The sequence below is a fragment of the Qipengyuania citrea genome (assembly GCF_009828015.1).
In the GTDB taxonomy this organism is placed as follows: Bacteria; Pseudomonadota; Alphaproteobacteria; order Sphingomonadales; family Sphingomonadaceae; genus Qipengyuania; species Qipengyuania citrea.
In genome coordinates, this window is record NZ_WTYG01000003.1 from 263,152 (window position 1) to 282,915 (window position 19,764).

The 19,764-nt window shown below is 66.3% G+C and carries 21 protein-coding genes; 13 read left to right on the top strand and 8 right to left on the bottom strand.

The window, feature by feature from the left end:
- The first annotated feature begins 9 nt into the window (after nucleotides 1-9).
- Nucleotides 10-792 carry an SDR family oxidoreductase gene (locus GRI55_RS11385; RefSeq protein ID WP_160767236.1) on the top strand — a complete coding sequence of 261 codons (783 nt, stop codon included), beginning with the start codon at nucleotides 10-12 and terminating at the stop codon, nucleotides 790-792.
- Between the two features lie 8 nt (nucleotides 793-800).
- Here GRI55_RS11385 and folP read toward each other — a convergent pair whose 3' ends face one another.
- From folP to GRI55_RS11400, 3 genes are all read right to left on the bottom strand, one after another.
- Nucleotides 801-1,916 carry a dihydropteroate synthase gene (gene folP / locus GRI55_RS11390; protein WP_160767237.1) on the bottom strand — a complete coding sequence of 372 codons (1,116 nt, stop codon included), beginning with the start codon at nucleotides 1,914-1,916 and terminating at the stop codon, nucleotides 801-803.
- Nucleotides 1,917-2,150: 234 nt separating this feature from the next.
- Nucleotides 2,151-2,681: a hypothetical protein gene (locus GRI55_RS11395; RefSeq protein WP_160767238.1), complete on the bottom strand. Its 531-nt coding sequence runs from the start codon at nucleotides 2,679-2,681 to the stop codon at nucleotides 2,151-2,153.
- Nucleotides 2,682-2,777: 96 nt separating this feature from the next.
- On the bottom strand, nucleotides 2,778-3,917 hold the full coding sequence (locus tag GRI55_RS11400; protein WP_160767239.1) for a site-specific DNA-methyltransferase: 1,140 nt from the start codon (nucleotides 3,915-3,917) through the stop codon (nucleotides 2,778-2,780).
- Between the two features lie 410 nt (nucleotides 3,918-4,327).
- Between GRI55_RS11400 and GRI55_RS11405 the strand changes: the two genes are divergently transcribed.
- Both GRI55_RS11405 and GRI55_RS11410 read left to right on the top strand, forming a co-directional pair.
- Entirely contained in the window at nucleotides 4,328-4,540 is a 213-nt protein-coding gene (locus tag GRI55_RS11405; RefSeq protein WP_050599822.1) for a cold-shock protein, read from the top strand.
- Nucleotides 4,541-4,634: 94 nt separating this feature from the next.
- Entirely contained in the window at nucleotides 4,635-4,847 is a 213-nt protein-coding gene (locus GRI55_RS11410) for a hypothetical protein (protein ID WP_050599823.1), read from the top strand.
- Here the strand turns inward: GRI55_RS11410 and GRI55_RS11415 are convergent.
- Nucleotides 4,844-5,494 (bottom strand): ribonuclease HII, encoded by a 651-nt coding sequence (locus tag GRI55_RS11415; RefSeq protein ID WP_160767240.1) that lies wholly within the window; start codon nucleotides 5,492-5,494, stop codon nucleotides 4,844-4,846. The two genes, GRI55_RS11410 and GRI55_RS11415, sit on opposite strands and share 4 nt — an antisense overlap.
- On the opposite strand from GRI55_RS11415, the gene GRI55_RS11420 reads away from it, so the two are divergent.
- The 6 genes from GRI55_RS11420 (at nucleotide 5,493) to GRI55_RS11445 (ending at nucleotide 10,679) form a co-directional block, all read left to right on the top strand.
- Nucleotides 5,493-6,680 (top strand): PQQ-dependent sugar dehydrogenase, encoded by a 1,188-nt coding sequence (locus GRI55_RS11420; protein ID WP_160767241.1) that lies wholly within the window; start codon nucleotides 5,493-5,495, stop codon nucleotides 6,678-6,680. The genes GRI55_RS11415 and GRI55_RS11420 overlap by 2 nt on opposite strands.
- Nucleotides 6,681-6,729: 49 nt before the next feature.
- On the top strand, nucleotides 6,730-7,251 hold the full coding sequence (locus GRI55_RS11425) for a GNAT family N-acetyltransferase (protein ID WP_063512244.1): 522 nt from the start codon (nucleotides 6,730-6,732) through the stop codon (nucleotides 7,249-7,251).
- A 212-nt stretch (nucleotides 7,252-7,463) separates the two neighbouring features.
- Complete coding sequence (locus tag GRI55_RS11430; protein WP_160767242.1) at nucleotides 7,464-8,012, top strand: DUF1285 domain-containing protein; 549 nt, start codon at nucleotides 7,464-7,466, stop codon at nucleotides 8,010-8,012.
- Nucleotides 8,009-8,602, top strand: a complete 594-nt coding sequence (locus GRI55_RS11435; RefSeq protein ID WP_050599828.1) for a CoA pyrophosphatase — start codon at nucleotides 8,009-8,011, stop codon at nucleotides 8,600-8,602. The genes GRI55_RS11430 and GRI55_RS11435 overlap by 4 nt, the downstream gene beginning before the upstream one ends.
- A gap of 105 nt (nucleotides 8,603-8,707) precedes the next feature.
- Nucleotides 8,708-9,889, top strand: a complete 1,182-nt coding sequence (locus GRI55_RS11440; protein ID WP_307019074.1) for a CCA tRNA nucleotidyltransferase — start codon at nucleotides 8,708-8,710, stop codon at nucleotides 9,887-9,889.
- A 229-nt stretch (nucleotides 9,890-10,118) separates the two neighbouring features.
- Nucleotides 10,119-10,679, top strand: coding sequence for a hypothetical protein (locus GRI55_RS11445; protein WP_050599830.1), 561 nt, complete (start codon nucleotides 10,119-10,121; stop codon nucleotides 10,677-10,679).
- 126 nt (nucleotides 10,680-10,805) lie between these two features.
- Here GRI55_RS11445 and parC read toward each other — a convergent pair whose 3' ends face one another.
- A complete protein-coding gene (parC, locus tag GRI55_RS11450) occupies nucleotides 10,806-13,106 on the bottom strand; it encodes a DNA topoisomerase IV subunit A (protein WP_160767243.1) in 2,301 nt (766 codons plus the stop codon).
- Between the two features lie 98 nt (nucleotides 13,107-13,204).
- Between parC and GRI55_RS11455 the strand changes: the two genes are divergently transcribed.
- On the top strand, nucleotides 13,205-13,762 hold the full coding sequence (locus tag GRI55_RS11455; protein WP_160767244.1) for a type 1 glutamine amidotransferase domain-containing protein: 558 nt from the start codon (nucleotides 13,205-13,207) through the stop codon (nucleotides 13,760-13,762).
- A gap of 93 nt (nucleotides 13,763-13,855) precedes the next feature.
- Nucleotides 13,856-15,571, top strand: a complete 1,716-nt coding sequence (locus tag GRI55_RS11460; protein ID WP_160767245.1) for a mechanosensitive ion channel family protein — start codon at nucleotides 13,856-13,858, stop codon at nucleotides 15,569-15,571.
- A gap of 43 nt (nucleotides 15,572-15,614) precedes the next feature.
- On the opposite strand, the gene GRI55_RS11465 is transcribed toward GRI55_RS11460, so the two are convergent.
- The 3 genes from GRI55_RS11465 to GRI55_RS11475 all read right to left on the bottom strand — a co-directional run bounded on the left by GRI55_RS11465 (nucleotide 15,615) and on the right by GRI55_RS11475 (nucleotide 18,207).
- Nucleotides 15,615-15,941 carry a 2Fe-2S iron-sulfur cluster-binding protein gene (locus GRI55_RS11465; protein WP_160767246.1) on the bottom strand — a complete coding sequence of 109 codons (327 nt, stop codon included), beginning with the start codon at nucleotides 15,939-15,941 and terminating at the stop codon, nucleotides 15,615-15,617.
- Entirely contained in the window at nucleotides 15,938-17,014 is a 1,077-nt protein-coding gene (locus GRI55_RS11470; protein ID WP_063505423.1) for a cysteine desulfurase family protein, read from the bottom strand. The genes GRI55_RS11465 and GRI55_RS11470 overlap by 4 nt, the downstream gene beginning before the upstream one ends.
- 98 nt (nucleotides 17,015-17,112) lie before the next feature.
- A complete protein-coding gene (locus GRI55_RS11475; RefSeq protein ID WP_202392472.1) occupies nucleotides 17,113-18,207 on the bottom strand; it encodes a cysteine desulfurase family protein in 1,095 nt (364 codons plus the stop codon).
- Between the two features lie 77 nt (nucleotides 18,208-18,284).
- Between GRI55_RS11475 and GRI55_RS11480 the strand changes: the two genes are divergently transcribed.
- Both GRI55_RS11480 and GRI55_RS11485 read left to right on the top strand, forming a co-directional pair.
- On the top strand, nucleotides 18,285-18,941 hold the full coding sequence (locus GRI55_RS11480; RefSeq protein WP_160767247.1) for an alpha/beta hydrolase: 657 nt from the start codon (nucleotides 18,285-18,287) through the stop codon (nucleotides 18,939-18,941).
- Nucleotides 18,942-19,093: 152 nt separating this feature from the next.
- Entirely contained in the window at nucleotides 19,094-19,756 is a 663-nt protein-coding gene (locus GRI55_RS11485) for a TonB family protein (RefSeq protein WP_160767248.1), read from the top strand.
- The last annotated feature ends 8 nt before the right edge of the window (nucleotides 19,757-19,764 follow it).

A 19,764-nucleotide genomic window follows, 5' to 3' on the forward strand; every position in this document is an offset into this window, starting at 1 on the left:
CCCGTAGCCATGGGCAAACTCGACGACATGCTGTGCGTGGTCACCGGCGGCGCACGCGGAATCGGCAAGGCGATCTGCACCGCCTTCCTTGCCGAAGGCGCGCGCGTCGTGCTGACCGATATCGACGAAGACGAAGGTAGGAAAGCCGCCGCCGGGCTCGGTTGCAGCTTCCACTGCCTCGACGTCGCCAGCGAAGCCGAATGGGACGCGCTGGCCGCGGCCTTCCCCGCGATCGACGTGCTGGTCAACAACGCCGGGATCACCGGGTTCGAGGACGGCCCAGCGCCGCATGACCCCGAGAACGCCAGCCTTGCCGAATGGCACCGCGTCCACAGCGTCAACACCGACGGCTGCTTCCTCGGCTGCCGCTATGCCCTGCGCGCGATGAAGGCCAAGGGGACTGGCTCGATCATCAACATGTCCTCGCGCTCGGGCCTCGTCGGCATTCCCGGCGCAGCGGCCTATGCCGCGAGCAAGGCGGCGATGCGCAACCACAGCAAGTCGGTCGCGCTCTACGCCGCGCAGCAAGGCTGGGCGATCCGCTGCAACTCGGTCCACCCCGCCGCGATCCTCACCGACATCTGGGAGCCGATGCTGGGCGACGGGCCAGACCGCGACGCGAAGATGGCCGCGCTGGTCGCCGACACGCCGCTGAAGCGCTTCGGCACGGCCGAAGAGGTCGCAGCGGCATGCGTCTACCTCGCCAGCGCCGACAGCGGCTATATGACCGGCGCCGAACTCACGCTCGACGGCGGGCTGCTGGCGGGCAGCGCCGCTTCGCCCGGAAGCTAGGCTCGCAGCTAGGCGGGCAGGTCGGCGAAGTCGGTCAGCGCGGCATCGCGCAGGCCGCGCCAGACATTGCGCGCCTGCACCGTCTCGGCGACATCGTGGACCCGCACCATCTGCATGCCCGCGCGCAGCCCCTCGAGCGCCAGCGCTACGCTGCCGCCCAGCCGCTGCTCGACCGGCGCTTCCTTCGACAGCGCGCCGATCATCCGCTTGCGGCTGGCCCCCAGCAGCAGCGGATGGCCCAGCGCATGGAACAGCGGCAGCGCGTTCATCAGCGCGAGGTTCTCCGCCAGGCTCTTGCCGAAGCCGATGCCCGGATCGAGCAGGATGTGCTGCGCCGCGATCCCCGCTTCGAGCGCGGCATCGCGCCGGGCGCGCAGCGCGTCGAACACGTCGAACACCACGCTGGCATAGTCCGCGCCCGCATGCAGGTCCTCGCCCGCCGCGCCGGGCGCATGCATCAGCACCACCGGACAACCGGCGCGTGCGACCACTTCGGCGCTGCGCGGATCATGCGCGAGGCCCGAGACGTCGTTGACCAGATGGGCGCCCGCTTCCAGCGCGGCTTCCATTACAGCCGCCTTGCGCGTGTCCACGCTGACCGCCGCGCCCATGCCGGCGCAGGCCTCGATCGCGGGGACGACGCGGTTGATCTCGTCGCCTTCCCACAGCGGCTTGGCACCCGGGCGCGTGCTTTCGCCGCCCACATCGATGATCGCCGCCCCCGCTTCGACCATGGCGGCGGCGTGGTCACGGCCTGCCTCGGCATCGTCGAGGAAGCGCCCGCCGTCGCTGAAGCTGTCGGGGGTGACGTTGAGGATGCCCATCACCTGCGGCTGGTCGAGCGGCACGGTCCGCGCACCCAATTGCAATGGCGGATGCGCGAGCGTCAGATTGGCCCATTGCGCCTCGGCCTCGGCGCCAAGCTCTTCGGGCAGGCGGCCGAGCGCTTCGGCCATGGTGTCCGGCGCCGCAAGCCAGCGCTCGACCACCTCGCCATCCCGCCGCAGGATCACCGCGAAGCGGCTGGCATAGACCATTGTGCCTGCCAGCCGGATGGCATTGCCGTGCTCGGACTGCGGACCGGGGACGAAGCCGATGGGGCGAATGTAGACCTGACCGCTCATTGTTGGACTTCCCCAGGGCAAGCACCGCGACATGGACCGGGTGTTACACGGTCCAATGCGAAAAAAGGCGCGGAGTGGTTGGCGGGCCTGCGGTCGTGCGGGTGGGAGGCGGTGAGGCGCTGGATCATGCGCAGGGTCTTAGCGGGTTGATGGGAAGTAGGACAGGGCGGCCAAATCCCTCCGTGATCGGAGCTCGACAAGTTCAGATACGACTGCACGGCGAACCCGACGTATCTAACGGATCAATCTTGCACCACTGTTGAGCCGTGCGAGTCCTTCCAATCCACGCTTATATTTCTCATCAGCCACCCTTTTTTCCTTACCGGTCAAGGTGACGTCGGTATCTTGTGGACCGAGATAGCAAGTCACGGGAGTAAACTTGGATTTGCATTTCGGGCATTTTGCATCGAATGACGCACCGTCTTGTTTGAGTTGGATCATAGACCCTTCGAGCCGACAAGACGGACACACCGGGAAACCCAAAGGCTTTCCATTTTCGCCGGTGAAATACTCGTACTCGCCATCTGCTTTTACGAGCGCTCCGCTAATTTCGAAGTTCGCTTTTAGGATCGACAACTCTCTATCCCGTTCGGCAAGAGTCTCTTTCGCATCAATGAGCGCCAACTTTGCATCGGAGAGTGCATCAATTAGATCCACTAGTTTCGACTTCATCGTGGCTTGATCGAAACTCTGCTCTAGGCTTCTCATCCCACGCGCGATGTCCAGCGCCTGTTTTGCCGCTGCGATTCCAGTTAGAATTTCCATGGCAATCCTTCCAATCCCTCACGTTGGAAAGATAAGTTCGCACTCTGTTCTTTGCAACTAGCCTGTCAACAGTTTAGCTAGTGGAAATCGCGACCCTCAGTCTTCCACCGCCAGGAGGTACAGCTGCCGCGCGGCGTCGATCGGCTTGGCTTCGCCTTCGACTTCATAGTGCCAGAAGGTCCAGCCGTTGCAGCTGGGCGCGCCTTGCAGCTCCTTGCCGAGACCGTGGATGCTACCGGTCTGTTTCTCATGCGCGAGCGAGCCGTCGGCGCGGACGGTGGCGGTCCAGCGGCGTTTCTTGTCGAACACCTTGGTGCCGGGCTTGATGAAGCCGTTTTCGACCAGCGCGCCGAAGGCCACCTTGGGCGCGCTGCGGCCCGCCTGCATCGTGGTGAGCGCGCTTTCGTCGAGCGGGAGTTCCTTCTCGATCCGTTTGATCGCGGCGTCGCGGTAATTGCCTTCGCGCTCGCAGCCGATCCATTCGCGCCCCAGCCGCTTGGCCACCGCGCCGGTGGTACCGGTGCCGAAGAAAGGATCGAGCACCACGTCGCCGCGCTCGGTGGTGGAGAGCAGCACGCGGTAGAGCAGGCTTTCGGGCTTCTGCGTCGGGTGGACCTTGTGGCCGCCCTCCTTCAGCCGTTCGGCGCCGTTGCAGATCGGCAGCACCCAGTCGCTGCGCATCTGCAATTCGTCGTTCAGCGTCTTCATCGCGCGGTAGTTGAAGTGGTACTTGGCCTTTTCGCCCTGGCTGCACCACAGCAGCGTTTCATGCGCATTGGTGAAGCGCGTGCCGCGGAAATTGGGCATCGGGTTCGACTTGCGCCAGACGATGTCGTTGAGGATCCAGAAGCCCAGGTCCTGCAGGATCGCGCCGACGCGGTAGATGTTGTGATAGCTGCCGATCACCCACAGCCCGCCATCGGGCTTGAGCACGCGCTTGGCCTCGGTCAGCCATTCGCGGGTGAAATCGTCGTAGATCTTGAAACTGTCGAACTGGTCCCAGTGATCGGTCACCGCATCGACATGGCTGCCGTCGGGCCGGTTGAGATCGCCCCCGAGCTGGAGATTGTAGGGCGGGTCGGCGAAGACGAGGTCCACGCTCGCATCGGGAAGCCGGCGCATGGCGGCCACGCAATCGCCATCGAGGATCTGCCCCAGCGGGAGCAGTTCCTTCGGCGTATGCGCCGGTTTTACAGCCGCTTTGACGCGACTCTTCGTGGTCTCGATGACCCCCATGATATGCTTCCCTGTCCTGACTTATCCACAGGGTGAGTCCAAACGGAGTCGCGGTCAAGCGCCAAATTGGGCGGCGCGAAGCGGGTTCGCCGGCTTCGCAGAAAGAACAGAAGGTGCCCGTCACAAGATATTGAGTCCCCGTGGATTCGCAGGACTCTAGATGGTGCGGTGTGGCGCGCAGGACTCAATCGGGCAGCGGATTAAATGATTAGGGAATGCCGCACATGTCTGCTACAAGGATGCCGCTGACGTCGAAATTTGCGACGGACTTCGGATTTTGACGACCGCCGCTTGCCTTCAGTGGCCCCGGCGCAAACCAGACGACGACTTCCTTTCATCGGACGATTTGACGCACGACCGCACCGCATGTCGCGGCGCGGCAACCTCTCGCGTTCTCGAAAGGAACCATCATGAGCAAGACCGGAACCGTAAAGTTCTTCAACACCGACAAGGGCTATGGCTTCATCCAGCCCGACGACGGTTCGGACGACAGCTTCGTCCACATCAGCGCCGTCCAGGCCGCCGGCATGCACTCGCTCGATAAAGAGCAGCGCCTCAACTACGAAGTTGAAACCGGCCGCAATGGCAAGGCCAGCGCCGTGAATCTCTCGGCTGCCGACTGATTCCATTCCGGTTCGCGCGCCGCCGGCCCCGCAACGGGCCGCGGCGCGCGCACCACCTTACGCCCCCTTCCCGCCGCACCCCCCGGAGACGCCTATGGCCAGCCAGACTTACGAATTCTATGCCGCGCGTGCGGCAGAGGCTGCCTCCGATGCGGAGGCGGCGACGCTGAGCAATGTGCGCGACCGTGCGCTGCGCTCGGAAGCGACCTGGCAGGCGCTTGCCGACCAGGCCCGCGCAGTGGCCGAACAGCGCCGCAAGATTGCCGCGACCAAGGCCGCCGAAGCCGAAGCCGAAGCGAGCGCCTAGGCCGCCGAGGCCGCGCTTTCCGCAAACAGATCGACCTGTGCCACCGGCGCGAAACTGCGCCGATGCAGCGGCGTGGGTCCGCGCGTGCGCAGCGCTTCGAGATGCTCTGCCGTGCCGTAGCCAGCGTTGCGTTCCCACCCGTAATGCGGGTGCTGCCGCGCCGCTTCGCGCATCAGCCGGTCGCGATATTCCTTGGCCAGGATGCTGGCCGCCCCGATGCAGCGTTCCTTCCCGTCACCGCCGACGATCGGCCGGGCCTGCGCCCAGCGCCATGCGGGGTTGCGGCCGTGCGGGGTCATGTTCCCATCGATCAGCACCGCATCGGGTTCGCACGCCAGCGCATCGACCAGCCGCGTCACTGCCAGCGTCATTGCCTGCATGGTCGCGTGGAAGATGTTGAGCCGGTCGATTTCCGCCGGTTCCACCACGGCCAGCCCCCAGGCGCAGCGCGCGCGGATCTGCGGTTCCAGCGCGCCGCGGCGCTTGGCCGACAGTTTCTTGGAATCGTCCAGTCCGCCCGGACATGGCTTGCACAGCACAACCGCGGCTGCGACAACGGGGCCTGCCAGCGGGCCGCGCCCGGCCTCGTCGACGCCCACCACCAACGGCGCGGCACCAAGTCCATTCTGGGGAGTTGCACTGAACATGAAACGGACCTCTATCCCAAAGCCTTTCTGGGCCCTCACCCTATCGCCCCTGCTGCTTGCCGCAAGTTGCGGCTACGCCGGATCAGGGGATAGCCCGCCTGCGCAGGGCGCTGCCGCGGGCGACCCGGCGGGCGCATGGGACGGCGATTTCGCGATTGCCGAGCATGGCAGCTTCTCCGAACCCTGGGCCTCGGCCTTCATTCCCGGCACGTCGATGCTGTTCATCACCGAAAAGCCGGGAACGGCCAAGGTCTACGATACGGTGCAGGACCGGCTGATGACTGTCAGCGGCCTGCCGCAAGTCGACTATGGCGGCCAGGGCGGTCTGGGCGAGGTCGCCTTCCTGCCCGGCGAAAGCGCGAATGCCGTCGGCACACGGACGATCTACCTTACCTGGGCGGAAGCCGGCGAAGGCGATACGCGCGGCGCGGCGCTGGGGCGCGGCACACTGTCATGCCCGCTGGCCGACAGCTGCCGGATCGACGATCTCGCCGTGATCTGGCGCCAGAGCCCCAAGGTGACCGGGCGCGGGCATTATTCGCACCGCATCGCCTTCAGCCCCGATGGGCAGCACATCTTCCTTGCCAGCGGCGACCGCCAGAAGATGGAACCCGCGCAGGACCGGCAGAGCCATCTGGGCAAGATCGTCCGGCTCGAGCTCGACGGGACACCCGCGGGCGACGGCGCGATCGACGGGGCGCTGGACGATGTCTGGTCGATGGGCCACCGCAACATCCTGGGCATGGATTTCGACGCGCAGGGCCGATTGTGGGAAATCGAACACGGCCCCAAGGGCGGCGACGAGCTCAACGTGGTCCGCAAGGGCGCCAATTACGGCTGGCCGCAGCGGTCGAACGGCGTCCATTACGACGGCGATCCGATCACCGACCATTCGGCGGACGACGGCTTTGCCAAGCCCGCGGTCAACTGGACCCCGGTGATCGCGCCCGGCAACATGGTCTTCTATTCGGGTACGCTGTTCGACGGACTGGCCGGGGACCTGCTGATCGCCGGGCTCAAGAGCGAGGCGATCGTCCGCGTGGCGACCGATGGCGACAGCGCCCGCGAAGTGGCGCGTTACGACATGGGTGAACGCATCCGCCAGATCGTCGAAGGACCCGATGGCGCGTTGTGGGTGCTCGAGGATGGCGACGGCGGCCGACTGCTCGAACTTCGCCCCGGCTAAGGCGAATTATATCGACTTGGCCGGCCAGCGCCCCTAATCGGCGCGCCCCATGGCGACGCTCGTCCCCCTTGCCGCGATCGATCCCGCGCTGGTCGACCAATTGCTCGACACCGCTTTCGGTGAGGGGCGCCATGCGCGTACCGCCTATCGCATCCGCGAAGGCGCCGACTGGCTCGAGGCGCTGAGCTTCGCCGCGCTCGACGACGAGGATTACCTCGTCGGCACCATCCAGCTGTGGCCGGTGGCGCTGACCGACCCCAAGGGGCGCGCGCACCCGATGATCATGGTCGGCCCGGTCGCGGTCATGCCCGGCCGGCAGGGCGAAGGCTTCGGCAAGGCGCTGATGGCCGCCAGCCTAGGCGCGATCGACGCAGGGTTCGAAGAGGGTGCGGCCCCACTACCGCAGGTGATGATCGGCGATCCCGACTATTACGACCGCTGGGGCTTCATCGCCGACCATACGCAGGGCTGGCACTGCCCCGGCCCGTATGAAAAGCACCGTCTGCTGGCGCGCTCGGGCAATCCGGCGATCCTGCCCGATGAAGGCATGCTGGGGCCGTGGAATTCCTGATGCGGGCGTGAAGCGCACCCGCGCTTCCCTCGGCTGCGCAGCGTCTGACGCAGTCAGCCGCGAACAGACGCCATCTTTGCGCCGTCATCCCTGCGCAGGCAGGGATCCAGATAGCCACCCCGGATGAGCTGACATGAAGCCATCTGGGCTCCTGCCTGCGCGGGGGCTAGGGGGTATTGAGTGAGCGGGAGTGTTCTGCCATCGCTCGCACCGTGCCCTACACCCCGCCCCCCGAGCTCGCCGGAATGTCGCTCGCGCAGATCGCGCAGGCGGTGGCCGATCGCAAATTGCCCCCGGTCGAGGAATGGTCGCCCGAAGCGGCCGACGACAGCCACATGCGGATCGCCGCGGACGGCACCTGGTATCACGATGGCTCGCCGATCAAACGCCCCGCGATGGTCCGCGCCTTCGCCGGCCTGCTCAACCGCGAAGAGGATGGCCGCTACTGGCTCGTGGTCCCTTACCAGAAGCTCTCGATCGAGGTGGAGGATGCCTGCTTCATCGCCACCGATGTCAGCCAGGCGGAAGGCGATCTGGCCTTCCGGCTCAACACCGACGAACTGGTGGTCGCAGGCCCCGACAACCGCATCCGCGCATCGGGCGATCCCGACAGCCCCGCGTTGTACCTGCATGTCCGCCGCAGCTGCGAGGCGCGGCTCAACCGCTCGACCTATGAACAGCTGGCCCGTATCGCGCTGGAGCGCGGCGACGACTGGACAGTGACCAGCGGCGGCGAAACCTTCTCGCTCCGACCCGCATGAGCGCGATCTTCGACCGGCTGACCCGGCTGTTCGAAGACGGCCACACGCGCGACCTCGATGACCTGCTGACCGACAGCCGCTTTGCCGATGCCGATCGCACCGCGGATGCCGCGGTGCTGATCGCGGTGACCGAACAGCCCCGCCCCACCGTCCTGCTGACCCAGCGCCCGCGCACCATGCGCGACCACCCCGGGCAGGTCGCCTTTCCCGGCGGTAAGCTGGACCACGGCGAAACGGCGGTCGAGGCCGCGCTGCGAGAGGCGTGGGAAGAGCTGGCGATCGCACCCGAACAGGTGCGTTTGATCGGGACCACCGACCGTTACCAGACCGGCACGGGCTTCGATATCACCCCGGTGCTGGCCACCGTGCCGCACGACCTGCCCATCCGCCCCGACCCGCGCGAGGTCGAAAGCTGGTTCGAATGCCCGCTCGACAAGCTGATGGACGCGCAGCTGTGGCAGCGCAATTCGGTGTTCTGGCAGGGCGCGCAGCGCGACTATCTGGAAATGGACCATGACGGCTACCGGATCTGGGGCGTCACCGCGGCGATCTGCTGGAACCTGTCGCGCCGCGTGGCCTGGTTCGATTGAGCGCCTGCCTCCCGCGTCGCGCCGCGCGCTTGTCGCCGCGCCGTGCATGACCTAATCGGCGCGCACACCACGCCGCGAGCCGGCCAGCCTCGAACGGATACGTAAGTGACCACCACGCACCTGCCCCAAGCCGAATGGACCCGGCGCGACAGCCTCGCCCGGCTGGTGGCGGCGCTGGGCGCGGAGGATATCCGCTGGGTGGGCGGCTGCGTGCGCGATACGCTGCTGGGCCACGCCAGCAACGATATCGATGCCGCGACGCGCCACTTGCCCGCCGCCGTGATCGACCGCTGCAAGGCTGCCGGGATCCGCACGATCCCGACCGGGATCGACCACGGCACGGTGACCGCCATATTCGATGACGGCAATGTCGAGATCACCACGCTGCGGCGCGATGTCGAGACCGATGGCCGGCGCGCGACGATCGCCTTCAGCGGGGAATGGAAGGATGATGCCGCAAGGCGCGACTTCACCATCAATGCGCTCTACGCGCATCCCGCAACGCTGGAGATCGACGACTATTTCGGCGGGCTGGGCGATCTGGCTGCGCGCCGCGTGCGCTTTATCGGCGATGCCGAAACCCGCATCCGCGAGGACCACCTGCGGATCCTGCGCTATTTCCGCTTCGCCACGCGCTTCGGTGACGACTGGGACGCCGAAGCCAGTGCCGCCTGCGCCGCGCTCGCCCCGACGCTGAAGGGGCTGAGCCGCGAACGCGTGGGGTGGGAGCTGCAGAACCTGCTGGCGCTGCCAAACCCGGCACCCACTGCGGCGCGCATGCGCGAACTGGGCGTCCTGCCCGAAGTGCTCCCCGAATGCGGCACGCGCGAGATCGACCAGCTCGTCCGGCTCATCGCAGCCGAAGATAGCGCTGGCATCCCGGCCGATCCGATGCGCCGCCTCGCCGCGCTGCTGCCGCCGATCGTTCCCGTCGCCGAAGCCGTTGCCGCCCGACTGCGCCTGTCGCGCAAGCAGCGCGACCGGCTGGTCTGCGTCGCTCGTCGCAGCGCGCAGGATGGCGCACATCCGCGCGGCCTCGCCTACCGCGTGGGCGCCGACTGCGCGCTCGACCGGCTGCTGATAACGGGCGCCGATCCGGCACCCATGCTTGGCTGGCAGGCGCCCGCCTTTCCGCTCAAGGGCGGCGAGATCGTCGCGCGCGGGGTCGCCAAGGGCCCCGAGGTCGCGCGGATCCTGCAGGAGGTCGAGGCGCTGTGGGTGGAAGAACGCTTCCCGCCGCGCGCGCGGGTGGAAGAGCTGCTCGACCGGGCGCTGGCGGGCAGCTGAACGCGGGCCCCGCGGCGACTTCAGCCTGGCTTAAGGTGCATTGCAGCATAAGGGCCACGCGGTTGCAAAAAAAAGCCGACCGTGAAATAGAGTCCCGGTTCCCCCGCGGGGAATTACCGATGGCGCAGGACCCCGTTCTCGCCGGCTCTTTCCAGTTTGATCGGTTCGATCGCGCGTCTCGCGTGTGGGAGAACCGCGTAATCCACAAAACAAGCCTTGGAGTTGCAGTATGAAAATCGCGAAGCTGGCCCTTGCCGCTGCCGCCCTCACCACCACCGCCGCGGTCGCCCCCGGCGTGGCCGTCGCCCAGGAAGCTGCAGCCAGCGTCGCTGCCGGCACCACCGTTTACGGCAATGACGGCGCAGAAATCGGCACGGTCGAAACCGTGGACGGCGAAACCGCCATCCTTGTGGTCGACGGCATGAAGGCCCCGGTTCCCGCTGCCGCTTTCGGCACCGGTGAAAACGGCGCGACGCTGAACGCCACCAAGGCGCAGATCGTCGGCATGCTGCAGGCTGCGCAGCAGGAAGCCATGGCCAAGCGCGACGCCGCGCTGGTTGTCGGCGCCGAAGCCGTGACTGCCAAGAACGCCCCGCTCGGCACCGTGCTCGAGATCGAAGGCGACAATGTCATCATCGCCCGCGGTGGTGACGAAGCCAACAAGATCACGCTGCTGCGCGAACATTTCGCTGCGGCCCCCGACGGCAGCCTGATGGCGCTGCTGACCAACGAACAGATCGATGCCGCCATGGCCGCATCGGCTCCGGCTGCCGAAAGCACCGGCGAATAATTCCGTAGCCCTTTACCGGGTCGCAACAAGGCCGGGGACGAGCGATCGTCTCCGGCTTTTTGTTGGATGGGTCTGTTCTGCGTGCGCTAGCGGCGTCCGCCGCCAGCTTGCGGCACTCGACCAACCTCAATCGAACGTATTGTCCCGCGGGAAGCCTTGCGGCGGCATCCGCCCCGCCCCGCCGCGCGCGACCTTCCACTGCCACATCTCGCCTTCGGTGCGGGTGCGGCCTTCCTTGCCGCCCATCGTCCAGCTCAGCCCTTCGTCGAGCGTGAAGGTGATCGCGTCGGACAAGCCGCCATCGCGGTACCGTTGCAGCGTCACGCCCTGCCCGCGCGACAATTGCGGCAGCTCCTCGAGATTGAAGACCACCAGCTTGCGATTGTCGCCGACCACGGCGACGTGATCGTGCGCCGCGTCGATCACCCGCGCCACCGCCAGCCGGGCATCGCCCTTCAGATTGACCACTTGCCGGCCCTTGCGGGTTTCCGCCAGCAGGTCGTCGGTCGTCGCGCCGAAGCCCTTGCCGGTATCGGCGGCCAGCAGCAGCCGCTGGCCGGGCCGGTGGACGATCACCGCGACGATCTGGGCGCTGGCATCGATATCCAGCGTGTTGCGCACCGGTTCGCCGAAACCGCGCGCGCCGGGCAGCTTGTCCGCCCCCAGCGTGAAGAACCGGCCCTTGTCGGTCGCCAGCAGCAGCTTGTCGGTGGTCTGCGCGTGCAGCACATAGCCGGGGCCGTCGCCTTCCTTGTATTTGAATTCCTGGTCCAGCGGCAGGTGCCCCTTGGCGCCGCGCACCCAGCCCTTCTGCGACAGGATCACCGTGACCGGTTCCTTCTCGATCATCGCGTCCATGCTGAATTCGACTGCGGGGGCGGCTTCCTCGATCGACGTCCGGCGGCGGCCGAGCGCGGTATCGGGGCCGTATTCCTTGCGCAGGGCGCCCAGCTCGCGCTTCAGCCGCGTACGCTGGCGCGCGGGGCTGGAAAGCAGTTTCTCGAGCCCGTCCTGTTCCTTGAGCAATTCGTCCTTCTCGCCGCGCAGTTCCATCTCTTCCAGCTTGCGCAGGGACCGCAGCCGCATGTTGAGGATGGCTTCCGCCTGCCGGTCGGTGAGGCTGAACTCTTTCATCATCACCGCCTTGGGCTCATCCTCGTAACGGATGATCTCGATCACCCGGTCGAGGTTGAGAAAGGCGGTGATATAGCCTTCGACCAGTTCCAGCCGCCGCGCGATCTGGTCGAGCCGGTGCTGGCTGCGCCGCTGCAGGATGTCGATCTGGCTGCCGATCCAGTTGGTCAGCAGTTCCTTCAGCCCCATCACCATCGGCGTGTGGCTGGCGTCGAGCACGTTGAGGTTGAGCCCGAACCGCGTTTCCATATCGGTCAGCTTGTAGAGGCTTTCCTTGAGCAGTTCGGGATCGACATTGCGGCTGCGCGGGACCAGCACGATGCGGATCTGCTCGTCGCTTTCGTCGCGCACATCCTCGAGGATCGGCAGCTTCCTGTCGCCGATCGCAGCGGCGATCTGCTCGATCAGCTTGCCCTTGGGCACCTGGTAGGGGATCTCGCTGATCACCAGCTGCCACTGGCCACCGCCGGTGCGTTCGATACCCGCTTCGCGATCCTCGGCCTTCTCGGCTTCGGCGGCGTGGAAGCGCCCGCGAACGCGGAAGCTGCCGCGCCCGGTTTCATAGGCATTGGCGACTGTAGCAGCGCTTTCGGCGACGATCCCGCCGGTGGCGAAATCGGGGCCCTTGAACAGTTCCATCAACCGCGCGTGTTCGACATGCGGATTGTCGATCACCTCGAGCGTGGCATCGACGATCTCGGCGACATTGTGGCTCGGGATATTGGTCGCCATGCCCACTGCGATGCCGCTGGCGCCATTGGCCAGCAGGTTGGGGAACAGGCCGGGCATGATCTCCGGCTCTTCTTCCTCGTTGTTGTAGGTCGGGATGAAATCGACCGTGCCCGCGTCGAGGCCTTCCATAAGGCGCATCGCGGTCTTCGTCAGGCGGGCTTCGGTATAGCGGTAGGCAGCCGCGTTATCGCCGTCGATATTGCCGAAATTGCCCTGCCCTTCGACCAGCGGATACCGCAGCGAGAAATCCTGCGCGAGGCGGACCATCGCGTCATAGGCCGCGGTGTCGCCATGCGGGTGGTACTTGCCGATCACCTCGCCCACCACGCGGGCCGATTTCTTGAAGCCGCTGGAGGGATCGAGCTTGAGCTGGCGCATGGTCCACAGCAGCCGGCGGTGGACCGGCTTCAGCCCGTCGCGCAGGTCGGGCAGCGACCGGGCAGTGATGGTGGAGAGCGCATAGACGAGATAGCGTTCCGAAAGCGCACTGTCGAAGGGCGCATCGACGATCGCGTCGAAGGGGTCTTTCTCGCTGTCGAGAGTGGTGTCGTTGGCGGCCATGCGATCTGCCCTATCACCGCCACGGCCCGCCTAGAAGCACGGAACGGTGCGCTTTCCCCACGCGTTGCATGGGCAACACCAAATCACGGAGTTTACCTATGACAAAGCGCGTAATGATCCTCGCCACCGATGGCTTCGAACAGTCGGAACTGATGAAGCCGAAAGCCAATCTCGAGAAGGCCGGTATCGAAACCGAGGTCGTCAGCCTCGAGGAAGGTTCGATCCGTGGCTGGGACGACAAGGACTGGGGCGAAAGCGTCGCGGTCGACAAGACGGTCGACAATGTCGCTAATTGCGAAGGCTATGACGCGCTGCTGCTGCCCGGCGGCCAGATCAACCCCGACATCCTGCGGATGAACGAACGCGCCGTGGCAATCGTGCGCGAGTTCGCAATGGCCGACAAGCCGATCGCCGCGATCTGCCATGCGCCTTGGCTGCTGGCCGAAGCCGATGTGGTGAAGGGCAAGACCGTCACCAGCTGGCCTTCGATCCGCACCGACCTCAAGAATGCCGGTGCCAATGTGGTCGATCAGGAAGTTGCGCAGGACGGCAAGCTCATCACCAGCCGCAACCCCGGCGACATTCCCGCCTTCAGCAAGGCACTGATCGAGATGCTGGGCGAAAGCGTCGCCGACGAGCAGCTCGAAGCCGCCTAAAACCATCCGATATCAACAGCATGGCCCCGCCGCGTTCGCGCAGCGGGGTTTTGTTTGCCGGGACCGATCGCGCGCGTGATGCATTGGGGCCGCATGGGGAAACATCACACCAGCTTCACTCGCGCCCTCGTCATGCTGATCTGCGCGCTGTTTGCCGTCCAGGCCGCCGCGCAGTCGGGCCGCACGGTCGCATCCGATTCCGAACCCTTCGTCTATCAGGTCGAGCAGCTGCAGAACGCGGCCGGGTCCGCACAGACCCCGCTTGATCTCGATACGCCGATGGGGCTGATGGAAAGCTTCATGCGCGCGGGCGAGAAGGAAGACTGGGCCCGCGCGGGCGCGGCGCTGGACCTGGCCAATGTCGACCCGGCAGAGCGGCAGCCCGAACAGCTGACCGCGCAACTTTACGACCTGATGCACCGCTCGGTCGCGTTCGACTGGGCCACCCTGCCCGACCGCCCCGATGCGGTCGACACCACCACGACTTCGAAGGACCCGATGTCCGGGGTCGCGCGGCGTTCGCTCACCATCGGCCAGCTGGAACTGTCCAACCGCACGGTCCCGATCCGGCTGGCGCGGGTGCAGGCCCCGGGCGGCGAACCGGTGTGGGTGTTCAGCCGCCAGACGGTGGAGAATGTTCCCGCGCTCTATGCGGTCTACGGCCCCAGCAAGTTCGAGAAGAGCCTGCCGCCGGCGCTGCGCGAGCAGGCGTTCTGGACGCTCGCCTGGTGGGAAGTGATTGCGCTGCCGCTGATCCTGTTCGCGGGCGCGCTGGCTGCTGCGCTGACCTATCTCGCGATCAGCCGGCTGCGCCGCCGGCAGGACGAGGATTCCAAGCTTTACGGCGTGCTCCAGGCGATCCACCTGCCCGCGACCTTGCTGGCCTTCGCGGGGACTTTCGCGCTCGTCCGCCTGTCCTTCTTCCGCCTGTCGGGGCCGGTGAAGGACCTGCTCGACCCGCTGCAGCTGGTGCTGATCATCGCCGCGATCATCGGGATCGCGCTGTCGGTCATCGAAGCGCTGTTCGATTTCGCCACTTCGCAGCGTACCGACGAACTCGAAGCGCCGGACAACAACGCCGATCGCAATTTCTACACCAAGATGAGCGCGATCCGCCGCATCATCACGGTGATGATCCTGCTCGCGGGTATCGGCTTCCTGCTCGTCGCGAGCAATCTGTCGAGCACGCTGGGCTTTTCCATCATGGCATCGGCGGGCATCCTGGGCCTCGTGCTGGCCTTTGCCGCGCGCAAGGTGCTGGGCGACATCATGGCCAGCGTCCAGATCGCCTTTGCCCAGACCGCCCGCATCGGCGATGCAATCCGTTATGACGGGCAATGGTGCTATGTCGAGAAGATCGGTTTCACCCACCTGCGCCTGCGCACCTGGGACGAACGCCGCCTGATCGCACCGGTCAGCGATTTCACCAATGACAGCTTCGAAAACTGGACCAAGGAAGACGCCAGCCTGATGATGCATGTCGAACTCGAACTCGACAACCGGGCCGATGTCGACGCCTTGCGCCAGCCGTTTCGCGACTTCGTGGAGAATGACGAGGACGTGGTCGATCCGGGCGATGCCCAGTGCGAAGTCGTGGCGCAGAATGCGCGCGCAATGACGGTGCGCTTCATGGCCCGCGCGGCCGATCCGAAGTGCGGCTGGGCGATGCACTGCCGCCTGCGCGAACGGATGCTGCAGGTAGCCTCCGAACTCGATGCAGGGGCGGACCGCGAACCGGCCCCCGCCTATTTCCCGCGCGAACGCGAAGTGCGGATGGACCTGACGCGCGCAGACGAAGCGCAGGGCTAGAACCCCCTGTACGAGGAGGCGCAGGCCCGAACGCGCGCTTGGGTCAGCGGCTCATGTCGTAGCTTTCGGCAGGCAGCCGCACTTTCAGGCCATCGAGGTCGGGCGCGAGATCGATCTGGCACGACAGCCGGCTGGTCCGCGCAACGCCCGCGGCCAGGTCGAGCATGTCCTCTTCTTCCTCGCTGGCCGCGTCCAGCCGCGCGAACCATTCGTCCGCAACGATCACATGGCAGGTCGAACAGGCCATCTGGCCTTCGCAGGTCCCTTCCAGCGGCAGGCCTGCCGCCTGCGCGACGCGCAACAGATTGTCGCCCGGCTGCGCCTCGACTGTCACCGTTTCGCCACGGGCGGTTTCGAACTCGACCTTCACAGTCCCTGCTCCTTTGCCGCGGCGTTGATCTTGCCGGCCGCTTCCTCGATCTCTTCCATGGTGGTGTAGCGCCCGAAGCCGAGCCGGATCGACGACTTGGCCTGCGCCTTCGAACAGCCGATCGCCTCGAGCACATGGCTGGTGCGGCCCGATCCGCTGGCACAGGCGGACCCGGCGGAAAACATCACGTCACGCACGTCGCTCATCAGCCGGTTCACATCGAGCCCGTCGCGGCGGATGTTGAGATTGCCGTGCCAGCGCGCGTCCTCGCTGCCGTTGAACTCCCAGCCGTCGAACAGTTCGCACGCGCGGTGCCACAGCGCCTCGACATGGTCGGCATCCTGCGCCATCCGGTCGCGCGCTTCGGCGGCGGCAGCGCCCATACCGGCGACCAGCGCGGGGGACACCGTGCCCGAACGCAGCCCGAATTCCTGGCCGCCCCCGGTCTGGACTTCGTGCAGGTCGACCCCATCGCGCACCCACAGCGCGCCGACCCCCTTGGGGCCGTGGAACTTGTGCGCCGAAACCGCGATCATGTCGGCGCCGGTCACTTCGATCTTGCCATAGGCCTGCACCGCATCACAGAAATACAGCGCGTTGTTCTCCTTCGCCTTGCGGTGCCATTCGACCGTTGGCTGGATGGTCCCGATCTCGTTGTTGACCTGCATCAGGCAGACCAGCCGCGTATCTGCGGGCAGGTCCTGCCGGGTGTTGCACTGCCCGTCCCTAGCGACATTGAGGACATGGCAGGCCCCGGCATCGCGCGCGGTGTCGAGCACCGCGGCGTGTTCGATCGCCGAAACCGATACCGTGCCTTGCGTTCCGCTGCCGCGGATTGCCAGGTTGATCGCCTCGGTCGCGCCGCTGGTGAAGATCACCTTCCCGCCCGCGGGGAACAGCGCGGCAACCTGGTCGCGGGCCATTTCGACCGCGGCCTTGGCCTGCCGTCCCATGCGATGCGGGCTGTGCGGATTGCCGAAACCGGTCCCGCCCGGCCCGTCCAGCCAGCGCATCATCGCGTCGCGCGCTTCGGGCGCAAGCGGGGTGGTGGCCTGGTAATCGAGGTAGATCATTGCGGTCTCATACAGTGATTGCGGTCAAAGCGAAGCGAGCCCGGGTGTCCTTGCGCAGGCCCCGCCGGGCCGGCGTTTCGCTGCAAGGGAGGCCCGGGCTAGGCATCCGCCAGTTCAAGCCAGACCGCGCAAAAGCGTTCCACCTCGGCGCGGGTGGTGTTCCAGCCGAAGGACACGCGGATGGTGTTGGCGGCGATGGCCGGATCGAGCGCCATCGCCTCAAGGACACGGCTGGTCTTCATCGTCCCGCTCGAACAGGCCGATCCCTGGCTGACCGCGATGCCTGCCATGTCGAACCGCATGACCTGCGCAGTGGCGCTCATCGCAGGCATGGCGATCGCGCGGATGTAGCGGGTCGGATCCGCCAGCCGATCGGACAGCCATGTCCCGCCGATGCGGCGGCATTCTCCGGCCAGCGCATCGAGCGGTTCGAGCACGTCGGGCGCGAGATAGCCATCGGCGCAGGCTTCGAGCGCTGCAGCCACGCCCAGCGCGGCAGGCATGTTCTCGGTCCCGCGCCGGTAGCCGCGTTCCTGCCCGCCCGAGGGTTCGAGCATGGCGTAATCCTTCACCAGCAGTGCCCCGCTGCCGATCGGCCCGCCGAACTTGTGCGCCGATACGATCGCCATGTCGCACGGCGGCAGATCGAACTTGCCCGCGCTTTGCGCGCAATCGGCCAGCAGCAGACCGCCCTCGCTATGGGTGATCGCGGCGATGGCAGCGAGGTCCTGACGGTTGCCGGTTTCCGAATTGATGTGCTGGGCCGCCACCAGCGGTCGTTCGCGCCGCACCGCTTCGGCGAGGTTTTCGTGATCGACCGCGCCATTGCCCAGGACGGGCAATTGCTCCGCCTGCGGTGAGGCCTGGAGGATGCAATCGTGTTCGACCGTGCTGACGAGCCGCGCGCCCGCCTTGGCATGGCCCAGCGCCAGCGCTGCCGCCTCGCTTGCGCCCGAAGTGAAGATGACCTCGCCGTCCCAGCCGAGCGCCTTCTTCACGCGCTCGCGCGCATCTTCCAGCAAGCGGCGTGCCCTGCGCCCTTCGGCGTGCGGGCTCGAGGGATTGGCCCAGTGCGCCAGCCCCTCCTCCATCGCTGCATGCGCCGCGGGGTGCAGCGGGGTGGTGGCGGCGTGATCGAGATAGATGCGGTTCGCGATGGTACGTGCTCGAAATGATTGCGATTTGATGGACAAACCCTATATAGCGCGCGACCTCGCGCAAAGCCTTATCCGGCGCAAGCGCTTCGACATTTGCTTAGGGTACACCTCCCATGCCGACCGTGATCTTTCCCGGCCCCGAAGGCCGCCTCGAAGGCCGTTTCTCTCCCGCCCCGCGCCCGCGCGCGCCGGTGGCGATGATCCTGCACCCGCACCCGCAGGGCGGCGGGACGATGAACGAACAGATCACGCAGCGTCTGTACAAGACCTTCGTCAACCGCGGCTTCGCCACGCTGCGCTTCAACTTTCGCGGCGTCGGGCGCAGCCAGGGCAGCTTCGACAATGGCGTGGGCGAACTGTCCGACGCGGCAAGCGCGCTCGACTGGGTCCAGCAGGTTCACCCCGAAGCCCAGGTCACCTGGGTTGCCGGGGTCAGCTTCGGCGCGCTGATCGGCATGCAACTGCTGATGCGGCGCCCCGAAATTCGCGGCTGGCTGTCGATCGGCGCACCGGCGAGCATGTACGATTTCTCCTTCCTGGCGCCCTGCCCTGCCAGCGGCATCTTCATCCACGGTGCGCAGGACACGGTTGTCCAGCCGCAGGCGGTCACCAAGCTGGTCGAAAAGCTGCGCACGCAGAAGCACATCACGGTGCATCACGAAGAAATTCCGCGCGCAAACCACTTCTTCGAAAACGAGCAGGAAGAGTTGATGAAGTCGGTCGACAACTACCTCGATTTCCGCCTCGATCCGAGCTGCCCGATCAAGTGATCCCGGCGGCCTCGAGACGGGCCGCACCCTGCCTTCGAAACGGCTAAGGTTGCGTAATGCAACGCGAAACCGCTTGGCGCACGGCCGTTATGTTGTAACATTCTCTTCATGAGAAGGCGGTCAGCCTTCCGCAATGGAAGAGGAGCAACATCATGTCCTATGTCGACCACAGCCACCGGCCCTCGCCTGCCAGCATGGCCGCGGTGATCGGGGTTCATGCCGCGATCGGCGCGATCCTCGTCGCGGGACTGACGGTTACCGGCACGGTGCCCGATATCGTCACCAGGATCGGGGCGACCAACATTCCGGTCGCGCCGCCGCCCCCGAAACCGCCCGAGCCGGCCGAACCCAGGCCCGCGCAGCAGAACGATACCGTGGTCCATGCGCCCAAGCCCGCGCGCGATCTGGTGATTGCCGAGCCGCGCTTCCAAACCGCCCCGCTGATCATCCCCCCGCTGCCGAGCCCGCGCCCGGGCCTCGGGCTCGACTTGCCCAAACCCGGCGTGGTGCCCGGCTTCGATCCCGTGGCCGCCAAGCCGCGCAACGATCCTGCCGCCTGGCTTTCGGCTGCCGATTATCGCCCCGCATGGATGCGGCGCGAAATGACCGGGCTGGCGCGCTTCAGGCTGGAGATTGCCGCGAACGGGCGCGTGACCGGATGCACCGTGACCGGGTCGACCGGTCATGCGCAACTCGATACGGCGACCTGCCAGTTGGTGGCAAAGCGTGCCCGGTTCGAACCCGCGCGCGGTGCCGGCGGCGAGGCTGTCGCCGGCAGTTACGACGGCGCGGTCCTGTGGCAGCTGCCCGAATAGCCCCGACT

Excerpts from the sequence above, each read along its gene's own strand:
- GRI55_RS11405 (WP_050599822.1), top strand. The coding sequence starts at position 4,328 with ATGAGCAAGACCGGAACCGTAAAGTTCTTCAACACCGACAAGGGCTAT.
- GRI55_RS11385 (WP_160767236.1), top strand. The coding sequence starts at position 10 with ATGGGCAAACTCGACGACATGCTGTGCGTGGTCACCGGCGGCGCACGC.
- GRI55_RS11435 (WP_050599828.1), top strand. The coding sequence starts at position 8,009 with ATGAGCGCGATCTTCGACCGGCTGACCCGGCTGTTCGAAGACGGCCAC.
- GRI55_RS11485 (WP_160767248.1), top strand. The coding sequence starts at position 19,094 with ATGTCCTATGTCGACCACAGCCACCGGCCCTCGCCTGCCAGCATGGCC.
- GRI55_RS11425 (WP_063512244.1), top strand. The coding sequence starts at position 6,730 with ATGGCGACGCTCGTCCCCCTTGCCGCGATCGATCCCGCGCTGGTCGAC.
- GRI55_RS11455 (WP_160767244.1), top strand. The coding sequence starts at position 13,205 with ATGACAAAGCGCGTAATGATCCTCGCCACCGATGGCTTCGAACAGTCG.
- GRI55_RS11460 (WP_160767245.1), top strand. The coding sequence starts at position 13,856 with ATGGGGAAACATCACACCAGCTTCACTCGCGCCCTCGTCATGCTGATC.
- folP (WP_160767237.1), bottom strand. The coding sequence starts at position 1,916 with ATGAGCGGTCAGGTCTACATTCGCCCCATCGGCTTCGTCCCCGGTCCG.
- GRI55_RS11395 (WP_160767238.1), bottom strand. The coding sequence starts at position 2,681 with ATGGAAATTCTAACTGGAATCGCAGCGGCAAAACAGGCGCTGGACATC.
- GRI55_RS11410 (WP_050599823.1), top strand. The coding sequence starts at position 4,635 with ATGGCCAGCCAGACTTACGAATTCTATGCCGCGCGTGCGGCAGAGGCT.
- GRI55_RS11445 (WP_050599830.1), top strand. The coding sequence starts at position 10,119 with ATGAAAATCGCGAAGCTGGCCCTTGCCGCTGCCGCCCTCACCACCACC.
- GRI55_RS11415 (WP_160767240.1), bottom strand. The coding sequence starts at position 5,494 with ATGTTCAGTGCAACTCCCCAGAATGGACTTGGTGCCGCGCCGTTGGTG.
- GRI55_RS11470 (WP_063505423.1), bottom strand. The coding sequence starts at position 17,014 with ATGATCTACCTCGATTACCAGGCCACCACCCCGCTTGCGCCCGAAGCG.
- GRI55_RS11420 (WP_160767241.1), top strand. The coding sequence starts at position 5,493 with ATGAAACGGACCTCTATCCCAAAGCCTTTCTGGGCCCTCACCCTATCG.
- parC (WP_160767243.1), bottom strand. The coding sequence starts at position 13,106 with ATGGCCGCCAACGACACCACTCTCGACAGCGAGAAAGACCCCTTCGAC.
- GRI55_RS11400 (WP_160767239.1), bottom strand. The coding sequence starts at position 3,917 with ATGGGGGTCATCGAGACCACGAAGAGTCGCGTCAAAGCGGCTGTAAAA.
- GRI55_RS11480 (WP_160767247.1), top strand. The coding sequence starts at position 18,285 with ATGCCGACCGTGATCTTTCCCGGCCCCGAAGGCCGCCTCGAAGGCCGT.